This window comes from Pseudomonas sp. UTLPPB19802 (assembly GCF_059730225.1).
This window is the reverse complement of record NZ_AP048545.1, coordinates 7,152,020-7,172,176: the sequence shown is the minus strand read 5'-3', so window position 1 is coordinate 7,172,176 and position 20,157 is coordinate 7,152,020. Positions and strand designations below refer to the sequence as shown.

Below are 20,157 nucleotides of genomic sequence, written 5' to 3'. Positions count from 1 at the left end.
GATTACTGACCGTTTTGTACGTCCAGAACAACCTGATAGAGGGCTTCATTGCTTGGTGCGCCACGCAGCCGGTCACGCACCTCCTTGCGGTCCAGCATACTGGCGATCTGCCGGAGCAGTTCCAGGTGTGCATCGGTGGCGGCCTGCGGGACCAGCAGCACGAACAGCAGGTCTACCGGCGCACCGTCGATGGCGTCGAAATCGATCGGCGCATCCAGGTGCATCAGCGCGCTGACGGGGGCCTCGCAGCCCTTGAGGCGGCAGTGGGGAATGGCGATGCCGTTGCCAAAACCGGTTGAACCGAGTTTTTCGCGGGCAATCAGGCTCTCGTAGACATCCTGCATTTCCAGATCGGGCACTTCGCGGCTGATCAGGTTGGCGATTTGTTCGAGGGCGCGTTTCTTGCTGCCGCCCGGCACGTTCACCAGGGAACGGCCGGGGGTCAGGATATTTTCAAGTCGAATCATGGGAGGGAGTTAACGACCCGTACCTTGGAGCAGGTGCAGGTTCTTTTCCTTATGCTTTTTCAGTTGGCGATCCAGCTTGTCGGTCAGCAGGTCGATGGCTGCATACATGTCGTCATGTTCTGCGTTGGCGACCACCTCACCGCCGTGGATATGCAAAGTGGCTTCGATTTTCTGCTTCAGTTTTTCGACGGCCATTGTCACCTGTACATTGGTGATCTTGTCGAAGTGGCGTTCCAATCGGTCGAGCTTCTCGCCGATATAGGCACGCAGTGGTTCGGTCACTTCCAGTTGGTGTCCACTGATGTTGACTTGCATACAGCTTCTCCTTCGTTGCCAGTGCATAAAGCGGCAAGCCTGGTGGCTTGCCACTGGAACGCTGTGGCACGCCCGGCGGTTACATCAACCGCTTCCGTTCGCTGGAAGGCGCGATCCCGAGGGACTCGCGGTACTTGGCGACGGTACGACGGGCGACCTGAATGCCTTGTGCCTCCAGTAAACCAGCGATCTTGCTGTCGCTCAACGGCTTTTTCTGATTTTCCGCTGCAACCAGTTTCTTGATGATCGCGCGGATCGCCGTGGACGAGCATTCGCCGCCTTCGGAGGTGCTGACGTGGCTCGAGAAAAAGTATTTCAGTTCGTAGATGCCGCGCGGGGTATGCATGAATTTCTGGGTGGTAACCCGGGAAATGGTCGACTCGTGCATGCCCACGGCTTCGGCGATGTCATGCAGCACCAGCGGCTTCATCGCTTCGTCGCCATATTCCAGGAAGCCGCGCTGATGCTCGACGATCTGGGTGGCAACTTTCATCAGCGTCTCGTTGCGGCTCTGCAGGCTCTTGATGAACCAGCGCGCCTCCTGCAACTGGTTGCGCATGAAGGTGTTGTCGGCGCTAGTGTCGGCGCGGCGGACAAAGCCGGCATACTGCGGGTTGACCCGCAGGCGTGGCACCGACTCCTGGTTCAGTTCCACCAGCCAGCGCTCATTGTCCTTGCGCACGATCACGTCGGGCACCACGTATTCGGCCTCGGTCGACTCGATCTGCGAGCCGGGGCGCGGGTTGAGGCTCTGCACCAGCTCGATGACCTGGCGCAGTTCGTCCTCCTTGAGCTTCATGCGCCGCATCAGCTGGCTATAGTCGCGGCTGCCGAGCAGGTCGATAAAGTCGGTGACCAGGCGCTTGGCCTCGTTCAGCCAAGGGGTCTTGGCCGGCAGTTGGCGCAGTTGCAGCAGCAGGCATTCGCCGAGGTTGCGTGCGCCGATGCCGGCGGGCTCGAACTGCTGGATACGGTGCAGGACGGCTTCGATCTCGTCGAGCTCGATGTCCAGTTCCGGGTCGAATGCCTCGAGAATCTCCTCGAGCGTCTCGTCCAGGTAGCCCTGGTTGTTGATGCAGTCGATCAGGGTCACGGCGATCAGGCGATCGGTGTCGGACATTGGTGCCAGGTTCAATTGCCACAGCAGGTGGCTTTGCAGGCTTTCACCGGCGGACGTGCGGGTGGTGAAGTCCCACTCGTCATCATCGTTGCTGGGCAGGCTGCTGGCGCTGGTCTGGTAGACGTCTTCCCAGGCGGTGTCGACCGGGAGTTCGTTGGGAATGCGTTCGCTCCACTCGCCTTCGTCGATGTTGTCGACTGTCGGTGCAGCTTCCTGCTGATAGGAAGTTTCCGGAGCGTCGGGAGTGGTCTTCTGCTCGGCGTTGTCGGCCATTGGATCGCTGTTGTCGAAGTCGTCGCCTTCTTCCTGGCGCTCGAGCATCGGGTTGGATTCCAGGGCCTCCTGGATTTCCTGCTGAAGATCCAGGGTCGACAATTGGAGCAGTCGGATGGCCTGTTGCAGCTGCGGTGTCATCGTCAGCTGCTGGCCCATTTTCAGGACGAGCGATGGTTTCATGGCAGGGGCTTAACACCTTATTCGCCGGCGCGCATGCGCCATCCACTACAGGGCGCCGGAACGCCAAACATAAGCAAATTATATGCCTGAAACCGGAGTGTTTGCCTAGAGCGCTGTAACAATAAAACAGTGGTTTTTATCGAACATCGATGCGCTCCGGGCGGGTATTGGGCATCCCGATACTTACAGGCGGAACTCGTGGCCCAGGTAGACTTCCTTGACCAGTTCGTTGGCCAGGATGGTGTCCGAATCGCCTTCGGCGATCAGTTGTCCATCATTGACGATATAGGCGGTTTCGCAGATGTCCAGGGTCTCGCGGACGTTGTGGTCGGTGATCAGTACACCGATGCCCTTGGCCTTGAGGTGATGGATGATCTGCTTGATATCGCCCACGGAGATCGGGTCGACACCGGCGAATGGTTCGTCCAGCAGGATGAACTTCGGTGCGGTGGCCAAGGCGCGGGCGATTTCCACGCGACGGCGTTCACCACCGGACAGGCTCATGCCGAGGTTGTCGCGGATGTGGCTGATATGGAATTCCTGCAGCAGGCTTTCCAGCTCCTTGCGACGGCCGGCCTTGTCGAGGTCCTTGCGGGTCTCGAGGATCGCCATGATGTTGTCGGCCACCGACAGCTTGCGGAAAATCGAGGCTTCCTGCGGCAGGTAGCCGATCCCGGCACGGGCACGACCGTGCATCGGCTGGTGGCTGACGTCCTGGTCGTCGATCAGGACGCGGCCCTGATCGGCCTGGACCAGGCCAACGATCATGTAGAAACAGGTGGTCTTGCCGGCACCGTTGGGGCCGAGCAGGCCGACGATCTGTCCGCTTTCGATCGACAGGCTGACGTCACGCACCACCTGGCGACTCTTGTAGGCCTTGGCCAGATGCTGGGCTTTCAAAATTGCCATTACTGGGCCTTGTGCTCGTCGGTTTTCTTTTTCGGCTGGATCACCATGTCGATTCGCTGGCGCGGCGTGGTGATCGGGGTGCCGTTGGCGCGGCCGGCGGTAGCCACCTGCTTGACCGTGTCGTAGACGATTTTCTCGCCTTCGGTGGTGTTGCCGTCGTTGATCACCTTGGCCTGGTCGAGCAGGATGACGCGGTTCTGCTGGGCGTGGTACTGGATGGTCTTGCCATAGCCCTTGACCGGCTGCGGGTCGGTAGCTTTCTGCTTCTGCTCGAAATAGGCCGGGCTGCCGACTGAGGTGACCACGTCGATGGCGCCGTCCTTGGTTCGGGTCAGCGTCACGGTGTTGCCCTTAACGATCATCGAACCTTGAGTGATGATGACGTCGCCCTTGTAGGTGGCAATGCCTTGCTTGTCATCCAGTTGAGCGTCGTCAGCCTGAATGCGGATGGGCTGTTCGCTGTCGTTCGGCAGAGCCCAGGCGCTCACGCTTCCCAGTGCTGCGCCCAGGCTGAGCAAAATAGGGAGGGTTTTAACGAGACTCATACTGTCCTCTTACGTTCGATAGCAGGTGCATCCTGCTTTCTTCCAGATAGGCTTTCATGCCTTTGCCCGTGGTCACGCCATTGGGGCCGTCGATTCTAACGGCTTGCTCGGTCTGCGCATATTGCTTCTGTGGGAATACTGTCATCCGAGTTGTAGTAATAAGTACATTGCGCTGCTTTTCGTCGGTGCGGGCGACCCGTACCGAGTCGATCAGCTCGACCTCGGTGCCGTCCGGATTGACCTCGGCGCGTTCGCTCTGGACGTGCCAGGGAAAGGCGGTGCCGCGGTAGATCTGCATGTCGGGCTTGGTCACCACGGTGACATCGGAAACCTTGAGGTGCTCGACCTTGTCACCGGTCATGTCGTACTGGATCTTGCCGTCGGGCATGTACTGGACGCTGTGGGCGTTGACCGCATAGTAGTCGATAGCGGTGTTGTCCACTGGCGCGGCGGTCTGCTCCAGGAACCGTTCCGGACTGATGTTCCAGTAGCCGACGGCCGCGAACAGTGCGGCAATGACTCCAAACAGCAGAATGTTGCGAATCTTCTTGCTCAGCATAAAAGGCTCTACAGGTAGGCGGCGTGCGCCGCTTCGAGGCTGTCTTGGGCGCGCAGGATCAGTTCGCAGAACTCGCGGGCAGCACCTTCGCCACCACGGGCCTGGGTAATGCCATGGGCGTGTTCGCGCACGAAGCTTGCAGCATTGGCCACGGCCATGCCCAGGCCGACGCGCCGGATCACCGGCAGGTCGGGCAGGTCGTCGCCCAGATAGGCGACCTGCTCATAGCTTAGGCCGAGTTGGGCAAGCAGGGCGTCGAGTACCACCAGCTTGTCTTCGCGGCCCTGGAATACATGGGGAATGCCCAGGTTTTTGGCGCGTCGCTCGACCAGCACGGTCTTGCGACCGCTAATGATAGCGGTTTGCACGCCGGCGGCCATCAGCATCTTGATGCCTTGGCCGTCCAGTGTGCTGAATGACTTGAACTCGCTGCCGTCCTCGAGGAAATACAGGCGACCGTCGGTAAGTACGCCGTCGACGTCGAATACCGCCAGCTTGATGTTCTTGCCGCGTTGCAGCAGATCGATGCTCATTTACATTACTCCGGCGCGCAGCAGGTCGTGCATGTTCAAGGCGCCGACCGGGCGGTCCTCGTCATCGACGACCACCAGGGCGCTGATTTTATGGTCTTCCATGATTTTCAGGGCTTCGGCGGCGAGCATTTCGGCCCGTGCGGTCTTGCCGTGAGGGGTCATGACGTCTTCGATCAGGGCGCTGTGGATATCGATGGTGCGGTCCAGGGTGCGGCGCAGGTCGCCGTCGGTGAAGATCCCGGCGAGACGGCCGTCGGCCTCGACGATCACGGTCATGCCCAGGCCCTTGCGAGTCATTTCCATCAGCGCGTTTTTCAGCAGGGTGCCGCGCAGCACGTTTGGCAACTCTTCGCCGGCGTGCATGACGTTTTCCACTTTCAGCAACAGGCGTCGCCCCAGGGCACCGCCCGGATGGGAAAAGGCGAAGTCTTCGGCGGTGAAGCCACGAGCCTCGAGCAGGGCGACGGCAAGGGCGTCGCCCATCACCAGGGCTGCGGTGGTCGACGACGTCGGAGCCAGGTTCAGCGGGCAGGCCTCGTGCTCGATGCGGGCGTTGAGGTTGACCTCGGCGGCCTTGGCCAGCGGTGAGTCGGGATTGCCGGTCAGGCTGATCAACTGGATGCCCAGGCGCTTGATCAGAGGCAGCAGAGTGACTATTTCCGAGGTCGAACCGGAGTTCGACAGGGCCAGGATGACGTCGTCACGAGTGATCATGCCCATGTCGCCGTGGCTGGCTTCCGCCGGGTGGACGAAGAACGCCGGAGTGCCGGTGCTCGCCAGGGTGGCGGCGATCTTGTTGCCGATGTGGCCGGACTTGCCCATGCCGAGCACGACCACGCGGCCCTTGCTGGCCAGAATCATCTCGCAAGCACGTACGAAATCTGCGTCGATATGGCTCAACAAGCCTTCTACGGCTTCTACTTCGAGGCGGATGGTGCGTTGTGCCGATTGAATCAGCTCGCTGGATTGGCTCATGTCAGAAATCGTATAGCCCGATGAAAAGGCGCGATTATAGCGGTAATGAACAATTCCCTCACGCTTGATCTTTACGCCATGAGCGTAGGGGTTGGCTATCCGTTTTCGTACGATGGTGTGTCAAAACCCACTGTACCTATCCTGAACAAGCACGGCTTCGGCCTTGGGCGGCTCGTATCAGCAGTGATATAGTTCGCGACCAGTTCGGCCCGCTCAGGATGTGCGCACCTCTTTACAGGGGCCTGGTGTCCGAGACAGAGGCTGCATCGCAAGGAGTTTAGATGAGCGTCGATAACGCCTACGCGGTCGAGCTGAAGGGGGTTTCCTTCAAGCGCGGCGCGCGCAGCATCTTCAATAATGTCGATATTCGCATCCCCCGGGGCAAGGTCACCGGCATCATGGGACCCTCCGGGTGTGGCAAGACCACGCTGCTGCGGCTGATGGGCGCCCAGTTGCGTCCGAGCAGCGGCGAAGTCTGGGTCAACGGCCAGAACCTGCCGACACTGTCGCGCAGCGATCTGTTCGATGCGCGCAAGCATATGGGCGTGCTGTTCCAGAGTGGGGCGCTGTTCACCGACCTGGACGTGTTCGAGAACGTCGCCTTTCCGCTGCGGGTGCACACCAAGCTGCCGGACGAGATGATTCGCGACATCGTCTTGCTGAAACTCCAGGCCGTTGGCCTGCGGGGTGCGGTCGACCTGATGCCCGACGAGCTTTCCGGCGGCATGAAGCGACGCGTGGCCCTGGCCCGGGCGATTGCGCTGGACCCGCAGATTCTCATGTATGACGAACCGTTCGTCGGCCAGGACCCGATCGCCATGGGCGTACTGGTGCGCCTGATCCGCCTGCTCAACGACGCGCTGGGTATCACCAGTATAGTCGTCTCCCATGACCTGGCGGAAACCGCCAGCATCGCCGACTACCTCTATGTGGTGGGTGACGGGCAGGTGCTCGGGCAGGGCACTCCCGAAGAACTGATGAATGCCGACAACCCGCGCATTCGCCAGTTCATGACCGGCAATCCGGATGGCCCCGTGCCGTTTCATTACCCGGCGCCGGATTACCGCGCAGATCTGTTGGGGAAGCGCTGATGCGCAAACATTCATTGATCGAGAGAATTCGCCTGTTCGGACGTTCGGGCATCGACGTGCTCGCCGTGCTCGGACGTTCGACGCTGTTCCTGTTTCATGTGTTGTTCGGTCGCGGTGGCATCGGCGGCGGCTTTGGCCTGCTGGTCAAGCAGTTGCACGCGGTGGGCGTGATGTCGCTGGTGATCATCGTCGTATCCGGCATCTTCATCGGCATGGTGCTGGCACTGCAGGGGTTCAATATCCTTTCCAGCTACGGTTCCGAGCAGGCGGTGGGGCAGATGGTGGCCCTGACGTTGCTGCGTGAACTGGGGCCCGTAGTGACCGCCCTGCTGTTCGCCGGTCGCGCCGGTTCGGCATTGACCGCGGAAATCGGCAACATGAAGGCCACCGAGCAGCTTTCCAGCCTGGAAATGATCGGTGTCGATCCGCTCAAGTATATTGTCGCGCCTCGGCTTTGGGCCGGCTTCATTTCCCTGCCGCTGCTGGCGGTGATCTTCAGCGTGTTGGGCATCTGGGGTGGCTCGTGGGTCGCGGTGGACTGGCTGGGTGTCTATGACGGCTCCTACTGGGCCAACATGCAGAACAGCGTGACCTTCAGCGGCGATGTATTGAAGGGTGTTATCAAGAGCATCGTGTTCGCCTTCGTGGTGACCTGGATTGCCGTGTTTCAAGGCTATGACTGCGAACCCACCTCAGAAGGGATCAGTCGTGCCACCACCAAGACCGTGGTCTATGCCTCACTGGCAGTACTCGGCCTGGACTTTATTCTGACCGCCTTGATGTTTGGAGATTTCTGATGCAAAACCGCACCCTGGAAATCGGTGTCGGCCTTTTCCTGCTGGCTGGCATCCTGGCTTTGCTGCTGCTGGCGCTGCGGGTCAGTGGACTGTCCCCGACGGCAAATACCGAAACCTATAAACTTTACGCGTACTTCGACAATATTGCCGGTTTGACTGTCAGAGCTAAAGTGACCATGGCCGGTGTGACCATCGGCAAGGTCACGGCGATCGATCTGGACCGCGACAACTTTACTGGCCGGGTGACCATGCAAGTCGAGAAGAACGTGAACAATTTGCCCACCGACTCTACCGCGTCCATTCTCACGGCAGGCCTGCTGGGCGAGAAGTACATCGGTATCAGCGTCGGCGGGGAAGACACGCTGCTCAAGGATGGCGGGACCATCCATGACACCCAGTCGTCGCTGGTGCTGGAAGATCTGATCGGTAAATTCCTGCTCAATACCGTTAACAAAGACGCCAAATGAGGAGTTTTTTCATGGTCTCTATCTTGCGCCGTAGCCTGTTGGTATTGCTTGCGGCGTTGCCGCTGATGGGCAACGCAGTGGCTGCGCCCACCGCCCACGACCTGGTCCAGGACACCACCAACCGGATGCTCGCGGACCTGACGGCGAACCGGGAGAAGTACAAGCAGAACCCGACGGAATTCTACAACTCGCTCAATGCCATCGTCGGTCCGGTGGTGGATGCCGAAGGTATTTCCAAGAGCATCATGACCGTCAAGTACTCGCGCAAGGCAACGCCCGAGCAGATGACCCGCTTCCAGGAAAACTTCAAGCGCGGCCTGTTCCAGTTCTACGGCAATGCACTGCTGGAGTACAACAACCAGGGCATCACCGTCGATGCACCGAAGGATGAGTCGGGCGATCGCACCAGCGTCGGCATGACGGTCAAGGGTAACAATGGCGCGATCTATCCGGTTTCCTACACCCTTGAGAAAATCAATGGCGAGTGGAAGCTGCGCAACGTGATCATCAATGGCATCAACATCGGCAAGCTGTTCCGCGACCAGTTCGCCGACGCCATGCAGCGCAACGGCAACAACCTCGACAAGACCATCGATGGTTGGGCAGGTGAAGTGGAGAAGGCCAAGGCCGAGTCCGAGAAGAACCCGCAGAAGGCCAGCGGCGGTGAGTGAGGCGAGCGTTCGCCTGGGCGAAGCGGGTGAGCTGCACCTGGCTGGCGTGCTCGACTACAGCACCGGCGCCGACCTGCGCAAGCAGGGCCAGGCACTGATCAAGTCCAGTAGCGCGACGGCCCTGGTGGTCGATTGTTCGGCGGTGGAAAAATCCAGTAGCGTCGGCCTGGCCCTGCTGCTGGCGTTCATGCGTGACGCCGCGCAGCTTGGCAAGTCGTTCTCTATCCGCGGCATGTCCCGGGAAATGCGCGAAATCGCCGAGGTTTCCGAGCTTACGGAACTGCTGGGCGTTCATTGATTGACACAAACCACGAAGCCCCCCGTCAGAGTCCTGCTAATGCGGGGTTCGCAGGCGCGGGGCTTTTTTGTATCATGACCGACCCGCGCGCGTTGGGCGCCGATCGAGGTTGAGCATGCAGGCCACCGAAGTAAAGAGCTTCCTTGAAGGAAAGCTGCCAGGAACTCAGGTTGAAGTTGAGGGCCAGGGCTGCAACTTCCAGTTGAATGTAATCAGTGACGAACTGGCGGCCTTGAGCCCGGTGAAGCGTCAGCAGAGCATCTATGCCCATTTGAACCCATGGATCGCCGATGGCAGCATCCACGCGGTCACCATGAAATTTTTCAGCAGCGCGGCCTGGGCCGAGCGCACCTGAGCCTGAATTGGCGTCGAGATTCCTATGGATAAACTGATTATTACCGGCGGCGTTCGTCTTGATGGCGAAATCCGCATCTCCGGGGCAAAGAACTCCGCCCTGCCGATTCTGGCTGCCACCTTGCTGTGCGATGGCCCGGTCACCGTGGCCAACCTGCCGCACCTGCACGACATCACCACCATGATCGAGCTGTTCGGACGCATGGGCATCGAGCCTGTGATCGACGAAAAGCTCGCCGTGGAAATCGACCCGCGCACCATCAAGACCCTGGTGGCGCCGTACGAGTTGGTTAAAACCATGCGCGCGTCGATCCTGGTACTGGGGCCTATGGTTGCCCGTTTCGGTGAGGCCGAAGTGGCCCTGCCTGGCGGTTGCGCCATCGGTTCGCGTCCGGTCGACCTGCACATCCGTGGCCTGGAAGCCATGGGCGCGGTGATCGACGTCGAGGGCGGATACATCAAGGCCAAGGCGCCGGAAGGCGGCCTGCGCGGCGCCAACTTCTTCTTCGATACCGTCTCCGTGACCGGTACGGAGAACATCATGATGGCCGCAGCCCTGGCCCGCGGCCGCAGCGTGCTGCAGAACGCCGCGCGCGAACCGGAAGTGGTCGACCTGGCGAACTTCCTCATCGCCATGGGTGCGAAGATCTCCGGTGCCGGTTCCGATACCATCACCATCGACGGTGTAGAGCGCCTGCATTCGGCCAACTACAAGGTCATGCCCGACCGCATCGAGACCGGTACTTACCTGGTCGCAGCCGCTGTCACCGGTGGCCGCGTCAAGGTCAAGGACACCGATCCGACCATTCTCGAAGCGGTGCTGGAGAAGCTCAAGGAGTCCGGCGCGGTCATCACCACCGGTGAGGACTGGATCGAGCTGGACATGCAGGGCAAGCGGCCCAAGGCGGTCAACGTGCGCACCGCGCCGTACCCGGCTTTCCCGACCGACATGCAGGCCCAGTTCATTTCTCTCAACGCGATTGCCGAAGGCACTGGCGCGGTGATCGAGACCATCTTCGAAAACCGCTTCATGCACGTCTATGAGCTGCACCGCATGGGCGCCAAGATCCAGGTCGAGGGCAATACCGCAATCGTCACCGGTACCGAGGTCCTCAAGGGCGCTCCGGTCATGGCCACCGACCTGCGGGCTTCGGCCAGCCTGGTGATTTCGGCCCTGGCCGCCGAAGGCGACACGCTGATCGACCGGATCTACCACATCGACCGCGGCTACGAGTGCATCGAAGAGAAGCTGCAGATGCTCGGCGCCAAGATCCGTCGCGTTCCGGGCTAGTGTGTGGGAGCCGGCTTGCTGGCGATAGCGGTGTGTCAGGCGGTAGAGATGTCGACTGATAGATCGCCATCGCCAGCAAGCCGGCGCCTACAAGGAATGCGCTTCGGTCTGTTAGAGTGTTGCAATATCCTGAATTGAAGGACCTAGGTTTTCCCATGCTGACCATTGCACTGTCCAAGGGCCGCATCCTCGACGACACCCTGCCGTTGCTCGCCGAAGCCGGTATCGTGCCCACCGAGAATCCGGACAAGAGCCGCAAGCTGATCATTCCGACGACCCAGGACGATGTGCGCCTGCTGATCGTTCGGGCCACCGATGTGCCGACCTATGTCGAGCACGGCGCGGCCGACCTCGGTGTCGCCGGCAAGGATGTGCTGATGGAATACGGCGGCCAGGGTCTCTACGAGCCGCTGGACCTGCAGATCGCCCGTTGCAAGCTGATGACCGCCGGCGCCGTTGGTGCGGTGGAGCCCAAGGGCCGCCTGCGGGTGGCGACCAAGTTCGTCAATGTCGCCAAGCGCTACTACGCCGAACAGGGCCGTCAGGTCGACATCATCAAGCTGTATGGCTCGATGGAGCTGGCGCCGCTGATCGGCCTGGCCGACAAGATCATCGACGTCGTCGACACCGGTAACACCCTGCGTGCCAACGGCCTGGAACCCCAGGAACTGATCGCGACCATCAGCTCCCGCCTGGTGGTGAACAAGGCATCGATGAAGATGCAGCACGCCCGTATCCAGTCGCTGATCGACACCCTGCGCAAGGCAGTGGAGTCGCGACACCATAGCTGACTCACGTGCGCGGCCTTGAGCCGCGCCCATCTATCCGTGTCATAGCCAGAATTCTCAGGTGCCCACGCGGATGGCTTGGTAGTCTGGGGCGCGTGATCGCTATTGAGCGTCAGCACCCACCTGGGCGCCTGAGATTTGCTGTTCCCAAGCATTCGCCAATTATTGAGGCCCTCGCTATGACTACGTCCACCGCCATTCGCCGACTCAACGCTGCCGATCCCGATTTCGCCCATCATCTGGATCATCTGCTGAGCTGGGAAAGCGTGTCCGATGACTCGGTCAACCAGCGGGTGCTGGACATCATCAAGGCGGTGCGCGAGCGTGGCGATGCGGCCGTGGTCGAGTTCACCCAGCGTTTCGACGGCCTGGAAGTGGCCTCGATGGCTGACCTGATCCTGCCGCGCGAGCGCCTGGAACTGGCCCTGACCCGCATCACCGACGCCCAGCGCGAAGCCCTGGAAAAGGCTGCCGACCGGGTGCGCAGCTACCACGAGCGGCAGAAACAGGATTCCTGGAGCTACACCGAGGCCGATGGCACGGTGCTGGGCCAGAAGGTCACCCCGCTGGACCGCGCCGGCCTGTATGTGCCGGGCGGCAAGGCGTCCTATCCATCCTCGGTATTGATGAACGCGATTCCGGCCAAGGTGGCCGGCGTCGGTGAGGTGGTGATGGTGGTGCCGACCCCGCGTGGTGAGGTCAACGAACTGGTACTGGCGGCGGCCTGCGTCGCCGGTGTCGACCGGGTTTTCACCATCGGTGGTGCCCAGGCGGTCGCGGCGCTGGCCTACGGTACCGAGAGCGTGCCGCAGGTCGACAAGGTGGTCGGTCCGGGCAACATCTATGTCGCCACTGCCAAGCGCCATGTGTTCGGCCAGGTCGGTATCGACATGATCGCCGGCCCTTCGGAGATCCTGGTGGTCTGTGATGGCCAGACCGATCCGGACTGGATCGCCATGGACCTGTTCTCCCAGGCCGAGCACGACGAGGACGCCCAGGCGATCCTGGTCAGCCCGGACGCGGCGTTCCTCGACCGCGTCGCGGCGAGCATCGACAAACTGCTGCCGACCATGGACCGTGCGCAGATCATCGAAACCTCGATCAATGGTCGTGGCGCGTTGATCCAGGTGCGTGACATGCAGCAGGCGATCGAGGTCGCCAATCGCATCGCGCCGGAACACCTGGAACTGTCGGTCGCCGACCCGCAGGCCTGGCTGCCGCAGATCCGCCACGCTGGCGCGATCTTCATGGGCCGCCACACCTCCGAGGCGCTGGGCGACTACTGTGCCGGCCCGAACCACGTGCTGCCGACCTCCGGCACCGCGCGCTTCTCGTCGCCGCTGGGGGTGTACGACTTCCAGAAACGTTCGTCGATCATCTTCTGCTCTGAACGGGGGGCTTCCGAGCTGGGCAAGACCGCCTCGGTGCTGGCTCGTGGCGAGTCACTGAGCGCCCATGCCCGCAGCGCGGAATACCGGATCGTCGGCAAAGACCAGGAATAAGGGGAAAAGCATGAGCAAGTTCTGGAGCAAATTCGTCAAGGACCTGGTGCCCTACGTGCCGGGTGAACAACCCAAGCTGACCAAGCTGGTCAAGCTCAACACCAACGAAAACCCCTACGGTCCTTCGCCCAAGGCCCTGGCGGCGATGCAGGCCGAGGTCAACGATAACCTGCGCCTGTATCCCGACCCCAACGGCGACCGGCTCAAGCAGGCCGTGGCCGAGTACTACGGCGTACAGGGCAACCAGGTGTTCCTCGGCAATGGTTCCGACGAAGTCCTGGCCCATATCTTCCACGGCCTGTTCCAGCAGGATCGGCCGCTGCTGTTCCCGGACATCAGCTACAGCTTCTATCCGGTCTACTGTGGCCTGTACGGTATCGGTTTCGAGGCGCTGCCGCTGGACGAGCAGTTCCAGATTCGCGTGGCCGACTATGCCCGGCCCAACGGCGGGATCATCTTCCCCAACCCGAACGCGCCAACCGGCTGCCTGTTGGCACTGGATGCGGTCGAGCAAATCCTCAAGGCCAGCCCCGACTCGGTGGTGGTGGTCGATGAGGCCTACATCGATTTCGGTGGCGAGACAGCCATCAGCCTGGTCGATCGCTACCCGAACCTGCTGGTGACCCAGACCCTGTCCAAGTCGCGCTCCCTGGCCGGCCTGCGGGTCGGCCTGGCAGTCGGCCATCCGGACCTGATCGAGGCGCTGGAGCGGATCAAGAACAGCTTCAACTCCTATCCGCTCGATCGCATGGCGATTGCCGGTGCGGCGGCAGCCTTCGAGGACCGGGCGTACTTCGAGCAGACCTGTCGCCAGGTCATCGAAAGCCGCGAGCGGTTGGTCGAGCAATTGCAGGCCAAGGGTTTCGAGGTGCTGCCTTCGGCGGCGAACTTCATCTTCGCCCGGCATCCCCGGCACGACGCAGCCGCATTGGCGGCCAAGGTGCGGGAGCAGGGCGTGATCGTGCGTCACTTCAAGCAGGAGCGGATTGCGCAGTTCCTGCGCATCACCATCGGCACGCCCGAGCAGAACCAGGCGTTGATCGAGGCCCTGGGCGAGCTCTGAGGCCGACCGAGGCGCTCTGGTGGCGAGCGGGCTTGCCCCCGCTCGGTCGCGAACCCGGTTATCTCGGTCTGTTTGACAGGCCGGGTTCGCTGATTCCAGGGCCGCTTCGCGCCCCAGCGCGGGCAAGCCCGCTCGCCACGAGTGCCGCCCGGGCCCGAGCCGGCTCACCGGGCCAGACGCTGCTCCTGCGATATTGCCTTACTCTTCTTCCTTCTGCGCGGCCTGCTGCGGTGGACGCAGGCCGATCTCGGCGGTCAGCTTCAGCTCCTTGCCATTGCGCAGTACCTGGATCACCACCTTGTCGGTTGGCTTGATCCGCGCCACCTGGTTCATCGACCGGCGACCATCATTGGCCGGTTCGCCATCGATGCTCAGGATCACATCACCCAACTGCAGGCCGGCCCGCTGCGCCGGTCCGTCACGGAAGATTCCCGCCACCACGATGCCTGGACGGCCGCTCAGGCCGAACGATTCCGCCAGTTCCTGGGTCAGCGGTTGCACTTCGATGCCGAGCCAGCCGCGGATCACCTGACCGTGCTCGATGATCGCCTTCATCACCTCGACGGCCAGGTTGATCGGGATCGCGAAGCCGATGCCCTGGGAACCGCCGGACTTGGAGAAGATCGCGGTGTTGATGCCGGTCAGGTTGCCGTTGGCGTCGATCAGTGCGCCGCCGGAGTTGCCGGGGTTGATCGCCGCATCGGTCTGGATGAAGTCTTCGTAGTTGTTCAGGCCCAGCTGGTTGCGGCCGGTGGCACTGATGATGCCCATGGTGGTGGTCTGGCCGACACCGAACGGGTTGCCGATCGCCAGTGCAATGTCACCGATGCGGATCTTGTCCGAGCGGCCGATGGTGATCGATGGCAGGTTCGGCAGGTCGATCTTGAGTACCGCCAGGTCGGTTTCCGGGTCGCTACCGATCACGCGGGCCAGGGTCTCGCGACCATCCTTGAGCGCCACGACGATCTGGTCGGCACCGGCGGTCACGTGGTTGTTGGTCAGCAGGTAGCCGGTTGAACTCATGATTACCGCCGAGCCCAGGCTCGACTCCATGCGTTTCTGCTTGGGCAGGTTGTCGCCGAAAAAGCGCCGGAACTGCGGGTCTTCGAACAGCGGATGGCTGTTCTTGTTGACCATCTTGGTGGTGTACAGGTTGGCTACCGCCGGCGCGGCGAGGTCCACGGCATCGGCATAGGACACCGGACCCTGCTGGATGGTCGCGGTCTGTGGGGCTTGCTGCAGGTTCACATCCATGTCAGGCAGGCCGACCCATTGTGGGTAGCGCTGGATAATCAACAAAGCGACCAGCACGCCGACCAGCAGCGGCCAGCCGAAAAAACGCAGAGCCTTGAGCATTGAACAAGTCCTGGGAGGTTGCAGGCCGTCTTGGACGGCCCATAATGTCGCGCATTATACGAGGCTGCGAGCGCCTCCGGACGGGATATTGAGGAGTTTTTATGGCCGTTGCCCTGAGCACCCTGGTCGAGGAAGCAGATCGCTTTCTCGGCAGTTCGCGAATTGCCGATTATTGCCCCAACGGCCTGCAGGTCGAGGGCCGGCCGCAGGTCACCCGGATCGTCAGTGGGGTCACCGCCAGCCAGGCGCTGCTCGATGCGGCGGTGGAGGCCGGGGCCGACCTGATCCTGGTGCATCACGGTTATTTCTGGAAGGGTGAGGACCCTTGTGTGGTGGGTATGAAACAGCGCCGGCTGAAGACCTTGCTCAAGCACGACATCAGCCTGCTGGCCTACCACCTGCCGCTGGATCTGCACCCGGAAGTCGGCAACAACGTACAACTTGCCCGCCAACTGGATATCACCGTGGAAGGGCCGCTGGACCCCGAGAATCCCAAGGTGGTCGGCCTGGTCGGCTCCCTCAACGAACCGATGACCGCCCGCGACTTTGCCCGCAAGGTCCAGGAGGCGCTGGGGCGCGAGCCGTTGCTGATCGAGGGGGACGAGATGATCCGACGGGTGGGTTGGTGCACTGGCGGCGGCCAGGGTTACATCGACCAGGCGGTACTGGCCGGGGTCGACCTGTACCTGAGCGGCGAGGCGTCTGAACAGACTTTCCACAGCGCGCAGGAAAACGGCATCAGTTTCATTGCTGCCGGCCACCATGCAACCGAGCGCTATGGTGTGCAGGCCCTGGGCGAATATCTGGCCCGACGGTTTGCCCTGGAGCATCTGTTCATCGACTGTCCGAACCCGATCTAGGCTCGGCCCCGCCCGCTCTCATGGGCGGAGGCTGCCAAACAGGGCGATATATTCTTATATCGTTTCGATCTATCTGTGCTAATCAATAGAATAGGTCGCTGTGCTAGCATGCCCCGCTCGAACACGGCCCGCAGGCCGTCCATAAGAACGCTTTTCGTGAGTAGCCATGGTTGACAAACTGACGCATCTGAAACAGCTGGAGGCGGAAAGCATCCACATCATCCGCGAGGTGGCCGCCGAGTTCGACAACCCGGTGATGCTGTACTCCATCGGTAAAGATTCCGCCGTGATGCTGCACCTGGCACGCAAGGCGTTTTTCCCCGGCAAGCTGCCGTTCCCGGTGATGCATGTCGACACCCAGTGGAAATTCCAGGAAATGTACAAGTTCCGTGATCGCATGGTCGCGGAAATGGGCCTGGACCTGATCACCCACGTCAACCCGGAAGGTGTGGCGCAGGGCATCAACCCCTTCACCCACGGCAGCTCCAAGCACACCGACATCATGAAGACCCAGGGCCTCAAGCAGGCACTGGACAAGCATGGCTTCGACGCAGCCTTTGGTGGTGCCCGGCGTGACGAAGAGAAATCCCGCGCCAAGGAGCGCGTGTATTCCTTCCGCGACAGCAAGCACCGCTGGGACCCGAAGAACCAGCGTCCGGAGCTGTGGAACGTCTACAACGGCAAGGTCAACAAGGGCGAGTCGATCCGCGTCTTCCCGCTGTCGAACTGGACCGAGCTGGACATCTGGCAGTACATCTACCTTGAAGGCATCCCGATCGTGCCGCTGTACTTCGCCGCCGAGCGTGAAGTCATCGAGAAGAACGGCACCCTGATCATGATCGACGACGAGCGCATCCTCGAGCATCTGTCCGACGAGGAAAAGGCCCGTATCGTCAAGAAGAAGGTGCGTTTTCGTACCCTTGGCTGCTACCCGTTGACGGGCGCGGTGGAGTCCGAGGCCGAAACCCTCACGGACATCATTCAGGAAATGCTCCTGACGCGTACTTCCGAACGCCAGGGCCGGGTCATCGACCACGATGGCGCAGGTTCCATGGAAGACAAGAAACGTCAGGGCTACTTCTAAACAGGGTTTTTCAGCATGTCGCACCAATCCGATCTGATCAGCGAGGACATCCTCGCCTACCTGGGCCAGCACGAGCGCAAGGAACTGTTGCGTTTCCTGACCTGCGGCAACGTCGATGACGGCAAGAGCACCCTGATCGGGCGCCTGCTGCACGACTCCAAGATGATCTACGAAGACCATCTGGAAGCCATTACCCGCGATTCGAAGAAAGTCGGTACCACCGGTGAGGAAGTCGACCTGGCGCTGCTGGTCGACGGCCTGCAGGCTGAGCGTGAGCAGGGCATCACCATCGATGTGGCCTACCGCTATTTCTCCACCGCCAAGCGCAAGTTCATCATCGCCGACACCCCCGGCCATGAGCAGTACACCCGCAACATGGCCACTGGTGCCTCCACCTGTGACCTGGCGATCATCCTGGTCGACGCCCGCTACGGCGTGCAGACCCAGACCCGTCGCCACAGCTTCATCGCCTCCCTGCTGGGCATCAAGCACATCGTCGTTGCCATCAACAAGATGGACCTCAAGGACTTCGACCAAGGCGTGTTCGAGTCGATCAAGGCCGACTACCTGAAGTTCGCCGACGGCCTGAAGATGAAGCCGTCGAGCATGCACTTCGTGCCGATGTCGGCGCTCAAGGGCGACAACGTGGTGAACAAGAGCGAGCGTTCGCCCTGGTACACCGGCCAGTCGCTGATGGAAATCCTCGAGACCGTGGAAGTGGCGGGTGACCGCAACTTCACCGACCTGCGTTTCCCGGTGCAGTACGTCAACCGGCCGAACCTGAACTTCCGTGGCTTCGCCGGCACCCTGGCCAGCGGCATCGTGAAGAAGGGCGACGAAGTCGTGGTCCTGCCGTCGGGCAAGAGCAGCCGCGTGAAGTCCATCGTCACCTACGAAGGTGAGCTGGAGCATGCAGGTCCCGGCCAGGCGGTTACCCTGACCATGGAAGACGAGATCGACATCTCCCGTGGCGACCTGCTGGTGCATGCCGACAACGTGCCGCCGGTCACCGACAGCTTCGAGGCCATGCTGGTCTGGATGGCTGAAGAGCCGATGCTGCCGGGCAAGAAGTACGATATCAAGCGCGCCACCAGCTACGTGCCGGGCTCGATTGCCAGCATCGTCCACCGGGTCGATGTGAACACTCTGGAAGAAGGCTCGGCCAGTGCCCTGCAACTGAACGAGATCGGCAAGGTCAAGATCGCCCTGGATGCACCGATCGCCCTGGACGGTTACGACAGCAACCGCACCACGGGTGCGTTCATCGTCATCGACCGCCTGACCAACGGCACCGTCGGCGCCGGCATGATCGTCGCCCAGCCGCTGGCTCATGGCAGCGCCACTCACCATGGCAAGCTCGCCCATGTAGCGACCGAGGAGCGTGCCCAGCGTTTTGGCCAGCAACCGGCGACTGTTTTGTTCACCGGCCTGTCGGGCGCGGGCAAGAGCACCCTGGCCTATGCCGTGGAGCGCAAGCTGTTCGACATGGGGCGTGCGGTGTTCGTCCTGGATGGCCAGAACCTGCGTCACGACCTGAACAAGGGCTTGCCGCAGGACCGTGCCGGCCGCACCGAAAATTGGCGGCGTGCCGCCCACGTGGCGCGCCAGTTCAACGAAGCTGGCCTGCTGACCCTGGCCGCCTTCGTGGCGCCGGATGCCGAAGGCCGTGAACAGGCCAAGTCGTTGATCGGTACCGAGCGCCTGGTGACCGTCTACGTCCAGGCCTCGCCATTGGTCTGCCGCGAGCGTGATCCGCAAGGCCTGTACGCGGCGGGTGGCGACAACATCCCGGGAGAGTCCTTCCCGTACGATGTGCCGCTCAATGCCGACCTGGTCGTCGACACGCAAGCCTTGTCGCTGGAAGACAGCGTCAAGCAGGTGCTGGATCTGCTGCGCCAGCGCGGCGCGATCTAAGCCCCGCCGGCCACTGAAAAGCCCGCGACCGATCACTTGGTCGCGGGCTTTTGCATGGGCCTTCAGATTGTTGGTTGGTTAAGATCGCCTTCGCGGGCAAGCCCGGCTCCTACAAGGTTTGTGTCGTTCATCAGTCTTGTGAGCGACGCCGACCTGTAGGAGCCGGGCTTGCCCGCGAAGGCGTCTTCAAATCCACCACAGAATCAAAGCCATACCGCATCCCAAAGCGGATAATCCCCAATCCGCTTCACCAACCCCGCCCGCAACGGATTGGCCACGATGTAGCGTGCTGCCGCCCGTAAATCCTCCTCCCGTCGCAGTGCTCGGTCATGAAAGCCTTTCTGCCAGAGCGCCCCTGTTCTCCGCATCTGCCGATTAACCGCCAATGCTGTGCGAGATTTGGTCTTGCACATCAGTTCCCCGAGACTGGCCTTCTGCAGTTCGACCAGCCAGTGAAAATGATCTGGCATCACCACCCAGGCCAGGGAAAGGGCTGAGTGTTCCTCCTGTGCGGTTCTGAGGTTCCGTACCAGCATTCGGCCCAACTGGAAGTCACTGAACAGCGGCTTGCGATCGAGCAGCACGGCTGTCAGCAGATAGATTCGGCTGGATTCCGAGTAGCGCCCGGTGCGCAGGTTTTTGGCCTTGTAGCGGAGCGTCATCCTTGCGGCTTCCGAGATATCGAGGAAGCCTCAGGCTACAGCGGCGGGGATGGGTGTTGGAGGTGTGAAAGGGAACGAAA

At 61.5% G+C, this 20,157-nt stretch carries 23 protein-coding genes; 13 read left to right on the top strand and 10 right to left on the bottom strand.

Translation table 11 applies throughout. The annotated features are described in order from the left end of the window. Nucleotides 1–2: 2 nt before the first annotated feature. The 8 genes from ptsN to AC6I6U_RS31690 all read right to left on the bottom strand — a co-directional run bounded on the left by ptsN (nt 3) and on the right by AC6I6U_RS31690 (nt 5,879). Nucleotides 3–467: a PTS IIA-like nitrogen regulatory protein PtsN gene (gene ptsN, locus AC6I6U_RS31725; RefSeq protein ID WP_497879868.1), complete on the bottom strand. Its 465-nt coding sequence runs from the start codon at nt 465–467 to the stop codon at nt 3–5. Between the two features lie 9 nt (nt 468–476). After that, on the bottom strand, nt 477–782 hold the full coding sequence (gene hpf, locus AC6I6U_RS31720; protein ID WP_017126531.1) for a ribosome hibernation-promoting factor, HPF/YfiA family: 306 nt from the start codon (nt 780–782) through the stop codon (nt 477–479). A 79-nt stretch (nt 783–861) separates the two neighbouring features. Then, the gene (locus tag AC6I6U_RS31715; RefSeq protein ID WP_497879867.1) at nt 862–2,358 is read right to left on the bottom strand and encodes an RNA polymerase factor sigma-54; all 1,497 of its coding nucleotides are present in this window, start codon (nt 2,356–2,358) and stop codon (nt 862–864) included. 183 nt (nt 2,359–2,541) lie between these two features. After that, nucleotides 2,542–3,267 carry an LPS export ABC transporter ATP-binding protein gene (gene lptB / locus AC6I6U_RS31710; protein WP_497879866.1) on the bottom strand — a complete coding sequence of 242 codons (726 nt, stop codon included), beginning with the start codon at nt 3,265–3,267 and terminating at the stop codon, nt 2,542–2,544. Continuing rightward, nucleotides 3,267–3,812, bottom strand: coding sequence for a lipopolysaccharide transport periplasmic protein LptA (gene lptA, locus AC6I6U_RS31705; RefSeq protein WP_497879865.1), 546 nt, complete (start codon nt 3,810–3,812; stop codon nt 3,267–3,269). Before lptA ends, lptB begins: the two co-directional genes overlap by 1 nt. After that, nucleotides 3,799–4,371 carry an LPS export ABC transporter periplasmic protein LptC gene (lptC, locus tag AC6I6U_RS31700; protein ID WP_497879864.1) on the bottom strand — a complete coding sequence of 191 codons (573 nt, stop codon included), beginning with the start codon at nt 4,369–4,371 and terminating at the stop codon, nt 3,799–3,801. Before lptC ends, lptA begins: the two co-directional genes overlap by 14 nt. 8 nt (nt 4,372–4,379) lie before the next feature. Continuing rightward, nucleotides 4,380–4,904 (bottom strand): KdsC family phosphatase, encoded by a 525-nt coding sequence (locus AC6I6U_RS31695; RefSeq protein ID WP_497879863.1) that lies wholly within the window; start codon nt 4,902–4,904, stop codon nt 4,380–4,382. Beyond that, nucleotides 4,905–5,879, bottom strand: a complete 975-nt coding sequence (locus AC6I6U_RS31690) for a KpsF/GutQ family sugar-phosphate isomerase (RefSeq protein ID WP_497879862.1) — start codon at nt 5,877–5,879, stop codon at nt 4,905–4,907. A 281-nt stretch (nt 5,880–6,160) separates the two neighbouring features. On the opposite strand from AC6I6U_RS31690, the gene AC6I6U_RS31685 reads away from it, so the two are divergent. From AC6I6U_RS31685 to hisC, 10 genes are all read left to right on the top strand, one after another. Further along, on the top strand, nt 6,161–6,970 hold the full coding sequence (locus AC6I6U_RS31685; RefSeq protein WP_497879861.1) for an ATP-binding cassette domain-containing protein: 810 nt from the start codon (nt 6,161–6,163) through the stop codon (nt 6,968–6,970). After that, on the top strand, nt 6,970–7,767 hold the full coding sequence (gene mlaE / locus AC6I6U_RS31680; RefSeq protein ID WP_497879860.1) for a lipid asymmetry maintenance ABC transporter permease subunit MlaE: 798 nt from the start codon (nt 6,970–6,972) through the stop codon (nt 7,765–7,767). Before AC6I6U_RS31685 ends, mlaE begins: the two co-directional genes overlap by 1 nt. Next, on the top strand, nt 7,767–8,234 hold the full coding sequence (gene mlaD / locus AC6I6U_RS31675; RefSeq protein ID WP_497879859.1) for an outer membrane lipid asymmetry maintenance protein MlaD: 468 nt from the start codon (nt 7,767–7,769) through the stop codon (nt 8,232–8,234). The genes mlaE and mlaD overlap by 1 nt, the downstream gene beginning before the upstream one ends. 11 nt (nt 8,235–8,245) lie before the next feature. Next, nucleotides 8,246–8,905: an MlaC/ttg2D family ABC transporter substrate-binding protein gene (locus tag AC6I6U_RS31670; RefSeq protein ID WP_497879858.1), complete on the top strand. Its 660-nt coding sequence runs from the start codon at nt 8,246–8,248 to the stop codon at nt 8,903–8,905. Then, entirely contained in the window at nt 8,898–9,203 is a 306-nt protein-coding gene (locus tag AC6I6U_RS31665; protein WP_497879857.1) for an STAS domain-containing protein, read from the top strand. Before AC6I6U_RS31670 ends, AC6I6U_RS31665 begins: the two co-directional genes overlap by 8 nt. Before the next feature lie 115 nt (nt 9,204–9,318). Continuing rightward, the gene (locus AC6I6U_RS31660) at nt 9,319–9,558 is read left to right on the top strand and encodes a BolA family protein (RefSeq protein ID WP_010445256.1); all 240 of its coding nucleotides are present in this window, start codon (nt 9,319–9,321) and stop codon (nt 9,556–9,558) included. Nucleotides 9,559–9,582: 24 nt separating this feature from the next. Then, nucleotides 9,583–10,848 carry a UDP-N-acetylglucosamine 1-carboxyvinyltransferase gene (gene murA / locus AC6I6U_RS31655; RefSeq protein ID WP_497879856.1) on the top strand — a complete coding sequence of 422 codons (1,266 nt, stop codon included), beginning with the start codon at nt 9,583–9,585 and terminating at the stop codon, nt 10,846–10,848. Nucleotides 10,849–11,003: 155 nt separating this feature from the next. Continuing rightward, nucleotides 11,004–11,639 carry an ATP phosphoribosyltransferase gene (gene hisG / locus AC6I6U_RS31650; RefSeq protein WP_497879855.1) on the top strand — a complete coding sequence of 212 codons (636 nt, stop codon included), beginning with the start codon at nt 11,004–11,006 and terminating at the stop codon, nt 11,637–11,639. Nucleotides 11,640–11,815: 176 nt separating this feature from the next. After that, nucleotides 11,816–13,138 carry a histidinol dehydrogenase gene (gene hisD / locus AC6I6U_RS31645; RefSeq protein ID WP_497879854.1) on the top strand — a complete coding sequence of 441 codons (1,323 nt, stop codon included), beginning with the start codon at nt 11,816–11,818 and terminating at the stop codon, nt 13,136–13,138. A 10-nt stretch (nt 13,139–13,148) separates the two neighbouring features. After that, a complete protein-coding gene (hisC, locus tag AC6I6U_RS31640; protein ID WP_497879853.1) occupies nt 13,149–14,201 on the top strand; it encodes a histidinol-phosphate transaminase in 1,053 nt (350 codons plus the stop codon). 198 nt (nt 14,202–14,399) lie between these two features. On the opposite strand, the gene algW is transcribed toward hisC, so the two are convergent. Then, nucleotides 14,400–15,557: a Do family serine endopeptidase AlgW gene (algW, locus tag AC6I6U_RS31635; protein WP_497879852.1), complete on the bottom strand. Its 1,158-nt coding sequence runs from the start codon at nt 15,555–15,557 to the stop codon at nt 14,400–14,402. A gap of 101 nt (nt 15,558–15,658) precedes the next feature. Between algW and AC6I6U_RS31630 the strand changes: the two genes are divergently transcribed. From AC6I6U_RS31630 to cysN, 3 genes are all read left to right on the top strand, one after another. Continuing rightward, nucleotides 15,659–16,417, top strand: coding sequence for a Nif3-like dinuclear metal center hexameric protein (locus AC6I6U_RS31630; protein ID WP_497879851.1), 759 nt, complete (start codon nt 15,659–15,661; stop codon nt 16,415–16,417). Nucleotides 16,418–16,583: 166 nt separating this feature from the next. Next, on the top strand, nt 16,584–17,501 hold the full coding sequence (gene cysD, locus AC6I6U_RS31625; protein ID WP_017904285.1) for a sulfate adenylyltransferase subunit CysD: 918 nt from the start codon (nt 16,584–16,586) through the stop codon (nt 17,499–17,501). 15 nt (nt 17,502–17,516) lie between these two features. Beyond that, nucleotides 17,517–19,415, top strand: coding sequence for a sulfate adenylyltransferase subunit CysN (cysN, locus tag AC6I6U_RS31620; RefSeq protein ID WP_497879850.1), 1,899 nt, complete (start codon nt 17,517–17,519; stop codon nt 19,413–19,415). A 203-nt stretch (nt 19,416–19,618) separates the two neighbouring features. Here cysN and AC6I6U_RS31615 read toward each other — a convergent pair whose 3' ends face one another. Then, nucleotides 19,619–20,077 (bottom strand): REP-associated tyrosine transposase, encoded by a 459-nt coding sequence (locus tag AC6I6U_RS31615; RefSeq protein WP_497879849.1) that lies wholly within the window; start codon nt 20,075–20,077, stop codon nt 19,619–19,621. Nucleotides 20,078–20,157: the final 80 nt, after the last annotated feature.